Below are 7,238 nucleotides of genomic sequence, written 5' to 3' on the forward strand. Positions count from 1 at the left end.
GTGGAAAAAGCCGGGAGAAATCGGCGGGGCCTTGCGGGGCAAGGGATTTGGCGTGGGAGATGGGGGGATTGGGGGAGTCTAGAACTCGGCGAAGGCGGCCTCGTTCACGGTGACTTCCTCGACCATGCGGACGGTCACGCCCAGGCCCCGGTCCTTGAGCAGGTCGCACAGGGCGTCCCCGTCCACCAGATCGATGGCGGGGGCGCCGTCGCGGGTGGCCTCGCGCCGGGCGTCGGCGGTGAAGGTGCCGGTGGTGATGATGAGGCCCTTGTCGGTGCGGCCGACCATGGCGCCCCGGAAGTCGCGCACTGCGCCCGCGCCCACCGAGCCGGAGTAGCGCTTGCACTGGAACAGGACATGGAAGGACAGCAGGTTCACCCGCAGCACCCCGGTGCCGTCGATGCCGCCGTCGCCCGACTTGCCGGTCACCTCGACCTTGATGAAGCCGTACTCGCGCAGAAGGCGCTGGCTGAGCCGTTCGAAGGCGGAGGGGTCCAGCTTGAGCAGGACCGCCATCAACTGGTCCTTCCAGTCGCCTTCGGTGTCGGCGTCATCCTCGAGAACAGCGACGTCAGGCGTTGAGCCGACTTCGCGGGCCTTGGCGCGAACCCGCGCCATGTACTCCTGCTGGTAGGCCTTCGGGATCCCGGCCACATCTTCGGGCGTCATGGCAGCCCCGGCGGGGGTGAGCGTCCACACGCCCCGCGCGCTGTTTTCGACCGCGCCGCCGTTCTTCAGATAGCTGCGGGCGAAGCCCAGCCGCTGTTCCACCGCCAGTTCGTTCCACTTCCCATGACGCACCGCGCGGACGTCTTCCGGCAGACCCATGTAGGTCGAGATATCGTCCGCCATTTCCTGATTGGTCATCGACCGACCGTGCGCCTTCAGGCGTTCAATGATCGGCCACATGAAGGCTTCGAAGCTGGGAACGTCGTTGATCGTGGCCATCTAGTATTCGTCCTCCGGCAGCCGCCAGTTTTTCAGAAACCCGGGAAACCGCTTTTCCGACGCGATCAGATCCTCGCCCGAAGCCGGTCGTAGGCGGCCATCCGGCTCTTCGATGTAAACACGTCCCTCGAAAGACGAGACGTCCCCACCCGCGCACCTTGCGCGTTCGATCAGCACCGTGGTGGGAGAGTTTGCGAGGGTGGTGGACAGGTTTTCGATCGCCAGCCGGAGCAGTGGATGATCGGGCTGAATTCGGAGCGCCTGTCGTAGGGCCCCCAAGAGGGCGCCGGGGTCGCCATCCTGCTCGGCCATGCTGATTGCGAACGCGCCAGCTGGGGAGAGCGGTTCCGCCTGGAGTTGATCGATTATCTCTTCAACGATCGCGTTTTCTGCTTCCGTTAGCGTGGTTTGATTGTCACCGCCGCTCACTAGGCCTTCCTCCGCCGCTTCGCCTTGCCCGGCGCCGCCAAGAGGCCCGCGGTCATTTTCTCATAGAGGGTGAACAGGTGCTCGACGCGCTCGCGGTCGCTGTCGAAGGGCGCCTTGCGGTAAAGGCGGTCCACGGCCTGATCCAGCGCTCGGTGCGCGCGGCGCAGATCGGCGGGCATGACGTCGGGATCGTAGAGGTCGGCAAGGGTTGCCCCCGGGTGGGCGGCGCGGGCGTTCAGCACCGCCTGGGCAAGTCCGTCGAGGTAGGCTTTGTCGGCCTCGGTCAGGGTGGGCCAAGGGAATGGGTTGTAGACGAGGCCGATCGAATAGCGGTAGTCGCTCTTCAGCCGCCCCCCGATGTGGCGCAGCCACGACATGTGCGTGGCGCTGGTGAGAACTCCGAACTCAGCCAATGAGGCACCCGGCATGAATAGGCAGCTATCATGCGCGATTTCCCCATCCCGATAAAACCCGAAGGGGACGTATCGACGGCGCTCTGAGGAGTGGCGAGGGATAAGGATAAACGCTCCGGCGCCTTGCCTGATTTCACCAAAGAGAGACGGTGTTTCCGCCAAGCGCTGTGTCGCCGGGCGAGAGCTTGCGGAGCGATAGGCACGCACGGCGGCCAGCCTATCCTTCAGGAGGGAGTTTGCACGCATCAACCCTAGGGGAGCACCCTGAAGCCAAAGGCAAAAGCGCGCCTCACCGTTGAGGGAGTCTTGGGCTCCCACCAGTTGGCGGACGTACGGACCGATGGCGGGATCAGCTTGGATCGCATTGGCGGCTTCGGCTTCCGACAAGATCAAATGCCCACCGTCGTTCGGCATATTGCCGAACAGCATCAGCGGTCGGCTCGAGAGAGCCGTAGTGGTTTCCCTCACTACCAGATGGCGATCTGCCAGTTGTGAAGCGTCAAACAAGTACGGCGACAGCGCCGAATGCCGGGTTTCATCCGGATCGCCGTTGATGTCCTCGTAGTTGAAGAGGCGCTTCTCCGCCGGTTCGTGGTCCCGCCGCGTCAGTCCTATGATCACGACATGAACATGGGCCTTGCCGCGTGCGTCTGAGCCCCAGCCGAAGGTTCGATGCGCGAAGGCGATTTCCAAGCCGTAACGTTGGAACAGCAGCGGCCACAGCTGTGCGACCTGCTCTCCTTGGGTGATGGAGTTGGTCGAGACGAAGCCGATGCGGGCCGGTCGCGACCCCTCTACGGTTTCGCCGGCCCCGTCCCCAGTGCGTGGGGAGGAGACGTATTCGCCAGCCTTAATGAACCACGCAGCGACGAAATCGAGGGTGCCACCGGACTTGCCGAGCGCGGCAATGCGTCGGACCTGCGCCCTCTGGGTCTCGCTCTGCACCTTGGCGCCCAGAAACGGCGGATTGCCGAACACATAGCTGCACTGCTCCGGCGGCAGCACGTCGGCCCAGTCGGTTTCCAGCGCGTCGCCATGAACGATGTGTGGCGCGGCCTTGAGCGGGATGCGGGCGAAGACCTGGCCGAACTCGAGGCTCAGCCGGTTGTTCATGATGTGGTCCATCATCCACATGGCCGTTTCGGCGATGCGGGCGGGGAACTCGTCGATCTCGATGCCGTAGAATTGGTCGACATCGACCTTGGACAGGGCGGCGGCCTCCAGCTCGCGCTGGCCCGTGGGGTAGAGGGCCTGCAGCAACTCGATCTCGAGCAAGCGCAGTTCGCGGTAGGCGATGATCAGGAAGTTGCCGCAGCCGCAGGCCGGGTCGAACAGGTTGAGGCCGGCGAGCTTGTCCTGAAAGGCGCGCAGGGCCGCGTCACGTCCTCGCTTCAGCCCCTTGATGCGGGACAGTTCGGCGCGCAGGTCGTCGAGGAACAGGGGCTCGATGACCTTCAGGATGTTCTTTTCGGTGGTGTAGTGGGCGCCCTTGGCGCGGCGCTCCTTGGCGTTCATCACCGACTGGAACAGAGCGCCGAAGATGGCCGGGCTGATCTTCTCCCAGAAGAAGCCGCACGCCTCCAGGAGCCGCTCGCGCATGGCGGTGTTGAAGTTGGCGATCGGCAGGGTTTCGGCGAACAGGTCGCCGTTGATGTAGGGGAATTTGGCCAGATCCTCGTCCAGCCCGTCGCGCCAGGCGGCGTCCTCGGGCGTGTTCAGGGTCTGGAAGATCAGGTTCAGCTTGGCGCCGAGGTCGTGGCCGTCGGTGGCTGTGCGGTCGCGCAGATAGGTTTCCAGCATGCCCCGTTCGGGGAAGATGCCGGTGTCGTCGGCGAACAGGCAGAACAGCAGCCGCACCAGCAGCCGTTCCAGCGGGGCACCGTCATAGGTGGGTTTCAGCGCATCATGCAGCTTGCCCATGATTTCGGCGGCGATGATGTTGACCGGGTCCTGGTCGTTGAAGACCCGCTTCTCGACCCCGACCACGAAGCCGAACGCCTCTACATGGGCGGGCAGGTCGGCGAGGGGGAAGTGCGTCTCCTCGCGCGTGTCCAGATCGATCAGCTCGAACGACTGGAAGTCGCACAGCAGGACGTAGCGCGGGAGTTCGTGGTCCTTGAGGCCGGGGAAGTAGTCGAGCGCCTGTTGGCGGGCGCGGGTCAGGTTGCGGCCTGCGCTCTTCTGTTCGACCAGCAGGACGCCCTTCCAGAACAGGTCGATGAAGCCGCGCTTCTCGCCCAGAAGGCGCACGGGCTCTTCGAAGGCGGCGACCTTGCGGCGGCGCACCCCGAACGCCTCGAAAAACTCATTGTAGAAGGTCTGGGTGTCGCCCTTCTCGTAGTGGGCGTCGGCCCATTCGCGAGCGAACTCTGCGGCCCGCACCCTGATCTCGTTCCAGCTTAGGCGCATCCGTACCCCCCGCGCCGGACATTCGCCCGCTTCGCGCCAGCGTTGCAAGCGGGGAGTGGGGGAGGCCCCTCATCCCCCGCGCAAGAACCTCCGCTGCGCTCCGGTGCGCGGGGCCCCCTTCTCCCGACGGGAGAAGGGGCATTTTACGTCGCCCTATCGCTCTTTCATTCTTAGTCGCCCTACCGCTCGGCCCGCGGGGCCTCGCTGCTTGAGGGCGCTTGACTCCCTCACACAGTATGCCGCATACACTGTATGTCACACACTATATGACGTCTGGAGAGTGATGCGTGGGCGAGGGTGAGCTGTTTGAGGCGATGCGGCTGGAGCTGCGGCGGGGGTCGCTGGTGCTGGCGGTTCTGGCGCGGCTGAGGACCGAGCAATACGGCTATTCGCTGCGCGTGGCGCTGGGCCAGGACGGGATCGAGATGGAGGAGAGCACCCTCTATCCGCTGCTGCGGCGGCTGGAGACCCAGGGCCTGCTGACCAGCGAATGGCGCGAGGAGGACCGGCGCAGGAAGCGGTTCTACCGGCTGTCCCCGCTGGGCGAGACCATGCTGGCGCGGCTGGCGGAGGAATGGCGGGGCATCTCGGCCTCGCTGGAGCGAATGCTGTGACCGGCGCGAATTTCAATCAATCGGGCAATCAATCTGGAAGTGGAGGGCGGGGCATGACCCTGACGGAGAAATATCTGAAGGCGGTGGCGGCGCAGTTGCCGGCGGCCGGGCGGGAGGACGTGATCGCCGAGCTGCGTGACGCCCTGATGAGCCGCATGGAGGACCGGGAGGCCGAACTGGGCCGACCCCTGACCGAGGCGGAGGAGGAGGCGGTGCTGCGCGAGATGGGGCACCCGCTGGCGGTGGCCGCGCGCTTCGGCGCCGGGCCGCACCATGTGGTGGGGCCGGAGCTGTATCCGTGGTGGCTGTTCGGGGTGAAGACGGCGCTGACGGTGCTGGCGATCATCACGGTGATCGGGGCGGTGGTGCGGGTGCTGGTGGGCGACGTGGACGGGGCCCAGGCGTTCGGCCAGGCGATCCACGGCCTGTTGTGGAGCGGCATGATGATCGTGGGCTTCGCCACCGTGGCGGGCTTCATCATCGAGCGCATGAAGGACAAGCCCGCCTTCCTGACCGAATGGCGGGCGCGGGACCTGGGCCTGTTCGAGATGGGGCTGTTCTCCACCGCCTGGGTGGGCAAGGCCGCCGACATGGTGGGCGGCGAGCGGGCCGACGGGACCAGGGATCCTGTGGCGTCATGGGGGCAGCCGGCCGGCATGTCGCCGACGGCGCGGGCGGTGGCGTCGGGCGTCGCGTGGGGCGTGTTCGTGCTGTGGTGGACCGGGGTGATCGGGCAGGAGATCCGGCCGGGCGTGATCGGCGGCGAGCTGATGGTGGACGGGGCCGACTGGGGCCTGCTGCTGAACGAGACCATCGCGTGGATCTGGTGGCCGATGCTGGCCTTCGGCGCGGCGCGGGCGGCGTTCCACCTGATGCGGGCGGCCATGGGCTCGCCGGTGCGGCTCACGGCGTTCGGGGATGTGGCGTTCAGCGCGGCGAGCCTGGGCTTCATCGGCTGGTTCTGGCTGTACTCGCCCATGGCGTCGGCGTTCGCGGTGGACACGGTGCAGGGGTTCACGGACCGGGTGCGGATCACCTTCGAGACCGGCGACATGGCGGCGCCGAGCATCCTGATGCTGATGACGGCGTTCGTGTTCCTCGCCGAGGTGTTCACCCTGTTGGGGGCGGCCGGGCGGCTGGTGACGGGGGCGGACCGGCGGCGGTGATGCCTTGCCACCGGCGGCGCGGCGGGGCATCACCGACGTCTGTTCAGTGACGGGGAGACACAGACCATGCGCAGCGACGTGGCGGCGACCTTCATCATCATCGGGGTGATCGTGGCGATGATCGTGGCCTTCCTGGTGGGATGGCCGCAGTACAATGTCTATCGCAAGCAGATGCAGGGCCGCGCCGCCTATGAGCAGGCGGTGCAGGACCGGCGCATCCGGGTGCTGGAGGCGCAGGCGGCGCTGGATTCGGCGCAGCTGACGGCCCAGGCCGAAATCGCCCGGGCGCGGGGCACCAACGAGGCCAACCGCATCATGGCCGAGAGCCTGGGCGGGCCGGAGAACTATCTGCGCTGGTCCTACATCCACATGCTGGAGGAGACCGCCGGAAGCGGCGACCGCCAGATCATCTACATCCCCACCGAGGCGGGCATGCCGATCCTCGAGGCCGGGCAGCGGCCCGCACGGTAGAGCCTTGCTCCCGCCGCGATCCGGCGGTCAGACTGGCGCCATGAACAGCGACGCCCTGCGCGAGGTCTTCATCACCGGGACGGGATCGGTCCTGCCCGGGGCGCGGGTCGGCAACGACCGTATGGAGGACTTCATCGGCCGGGTCGGCGGGCGGCCGTCGGCGGTGGGGCGCCGGGCGCTGCGCTGGAACGGGATCGAGGGGCGGCACTACGCCCTGACGCCGGACGGCGCGCCGTTGCATTCCAACGCCTCCATGTGCGCCGGCGCGGTGCAGGCCGCGCTGGACGACGCCGGGCTGGGGGTTTCCGACCTGCAGCATCTGGGCGCGGCGACGACGCAGGGGGATTATCTGGTGCCCGGCCACGCCGGCGCGGTGCAGGCCGAACTGGGTGCGGCGGCGCTGGAGGCGGTCAGCTATCAGTCGGTGTGCGCCAGCGCCCTGATGGCGGCCAAGGGCGCCTGGCTGAGCGTGCGGGCGGGGGAGGCGGACGTGGCCGCCGCCTGCGCCGGGGAGTTCTCATCGCGCTGGTTCCGGCCGGCGTTCTATGAGGGCACGGCCCTGACCGACCGGCGCGGGCGGGTGCGGATAGAGGCGGATTTCCTGCGCTTCACCCTGTCGGACGGGGCGGGCGCGGTGGTGATGGAGCCCCGGCCGCGGCCGGGCGGGCGCAGCCTGAAGGTGCGCTGGATCGACATGACCTCGCTGGCCGGACGGTTCGACCCGTGCATGTGGGCGGGGTCGACCTTCGCCGACCGGGCGGACCTGAAGAGCGCCTGGAGCCACGGGG

At 67.2% G+C, this 7,238-nt stretch carries 7 protein-coding genes; 4 read left to right on the forward strand and 3 right to left on the reverse strand.

The window, feature by feature from the left end; translation table 11 throughout:
• Positions 1 to 78: 78 nt before the first annotated feature.
• The 3 genes from IWC96_RS00440 to IWC96_RS00450 are packed head-to-tail and all read right to left on the reverse strand — an operon-like array spanning position 79 to position 4,199.
• Entirely contained in the window at positions 79 to 948 is an 870-nt protein-coding gene (locus IWC96_RS00440) for a restriction endonuclease (RefSeq protein ID WP_021696777.1), read from the reverse strand.
• Positions 949 to 1,377 (reverse strand): hypothetical protein, encoded by a 429-nt coding sequence (locus tag IWC96_RS00445; RefSeq protein ID WP_148291442.1) that lies wholly within the window; start codon positions 1,375 to 1,377, stop codon positions 949 to 951.
• Positions 1,377 to 4,199 (reverse strand): DNA methyltransferase, encoded by a 2,823-nt coding sequence (locus IWC96_RS00450; RefSeq protein ID WP_196838162.1) that lies wholly within the window; start codon positions 4,197 to 4,199, stop codon positions 1,377 to 1,379. Before IWC96_RS00450 ends, IWC96_RS00445 begins: the two co-directional genes overlap by 1 nt.
• A 314-nt stretch (positions 4,200 to 4,513) precedes the next feature.
• On the opposite strand from IWC96_RS00450, the gene IWC96_RS00455 reads away from it, so the two are divergent.
• From IWC96_RS00455 to IWC96_RS00470, 4 genes are all read left to right on the forward strand, one after another.
• The gene (locus tag IWC96_RS00455) at positions 4,514 to 4,813 is read left to right on the forward strand and encodes a PadR family transcriptional regulator (protein WP_045318879.1); all 300 of its coding nucleotides are present in this window, start codon (positions 4,514 to 4,516) and stop codon (positions 4,811 to 4,813) included.
• A gap of 53 nt (positions 4,814 to 4,866) precedes the next feature.
• Entirely contained in the window at positions 4,867 to 5,979 is a 1,113-nt protein-coding gene (locus IWC96_RS00460; protein WP_045318867.1) for a hypothetical protein, read from the forward strand.
• Positions 5,980 to 6,045: 66 nt separating this feature from the next.
• On the forward strand, positions 6,046 to 6,450 hold the full coding sequence (locus IWC96_RS00465; protein WP_021696782.1) for a hypothetical protein: 405 nt from the start codon (positions 6,046 to 6,048) through the stop codon (positions 6,448 to 6,450).
• 40 nt (positions 6,451 to 6,490) lie between these two features.
• Positions 6,491 to 7,238, forward strand: a 748-nt coding sequence (locus IWC96_RS00470) for a beta-ketoacyl synthase N-terminal-like domain-containing protein (protein WP_304502292.1), incomplete at its 3' end; no start/stop codon positions are given.

It is taken from the genome of Brevundimonas sp. BAL450, assembly GCF_015767455.1.
Classification (GTDB): Bacteria; Pseudomonadota; Alphaproteobacteria; order Caulobacterales; family Caulobacteraceae; genus Brevundimonas; species Brevundimonas abyssalis.

What these genes read in the sequence shown, in the direction of transcription:
- IWC96_RS00440 (WP_021696777.1), bottom strand. Translation starts at nt 948, where the DNA reads ATGGCCACGATCAACGACGTTCCCAGCTTCGAAGCCTTCATGTGGCCG.
- IWC96_RS00450 (WP_196838162.1), bottom strand. Translation starts at nt 4,199, where the DNA reads ATGCGCCTAAGCTGGAACGAGATCAGGGTGCGGGCCGCAGAGTTCGCT.
- IWC96_RS00455 (WP_045318879.1), top strand. Translation starts at nt 4,514, where the DNA reads ATGCGGCTGGAGCTGCGGCGGGGGTCGCTGGTGCTGGCGGTTCTGGCG.
- IWC96_RS00460 (WP_045318867.1), top strand. Translation starts at nt 4,867, where the DNA reads ATGACCCTGACGGAGAAATATCTGAAGGCGGTGGCGGCGCAGTTGCCG.
- IWC96_RS00465 (WP_021696782.1), top strand. Translation starts at nt 6,046, where the DNA reads ATGCGCAGCGACGTGGCGGCGACCTTCATCATCATCGGGGTGATCGTG.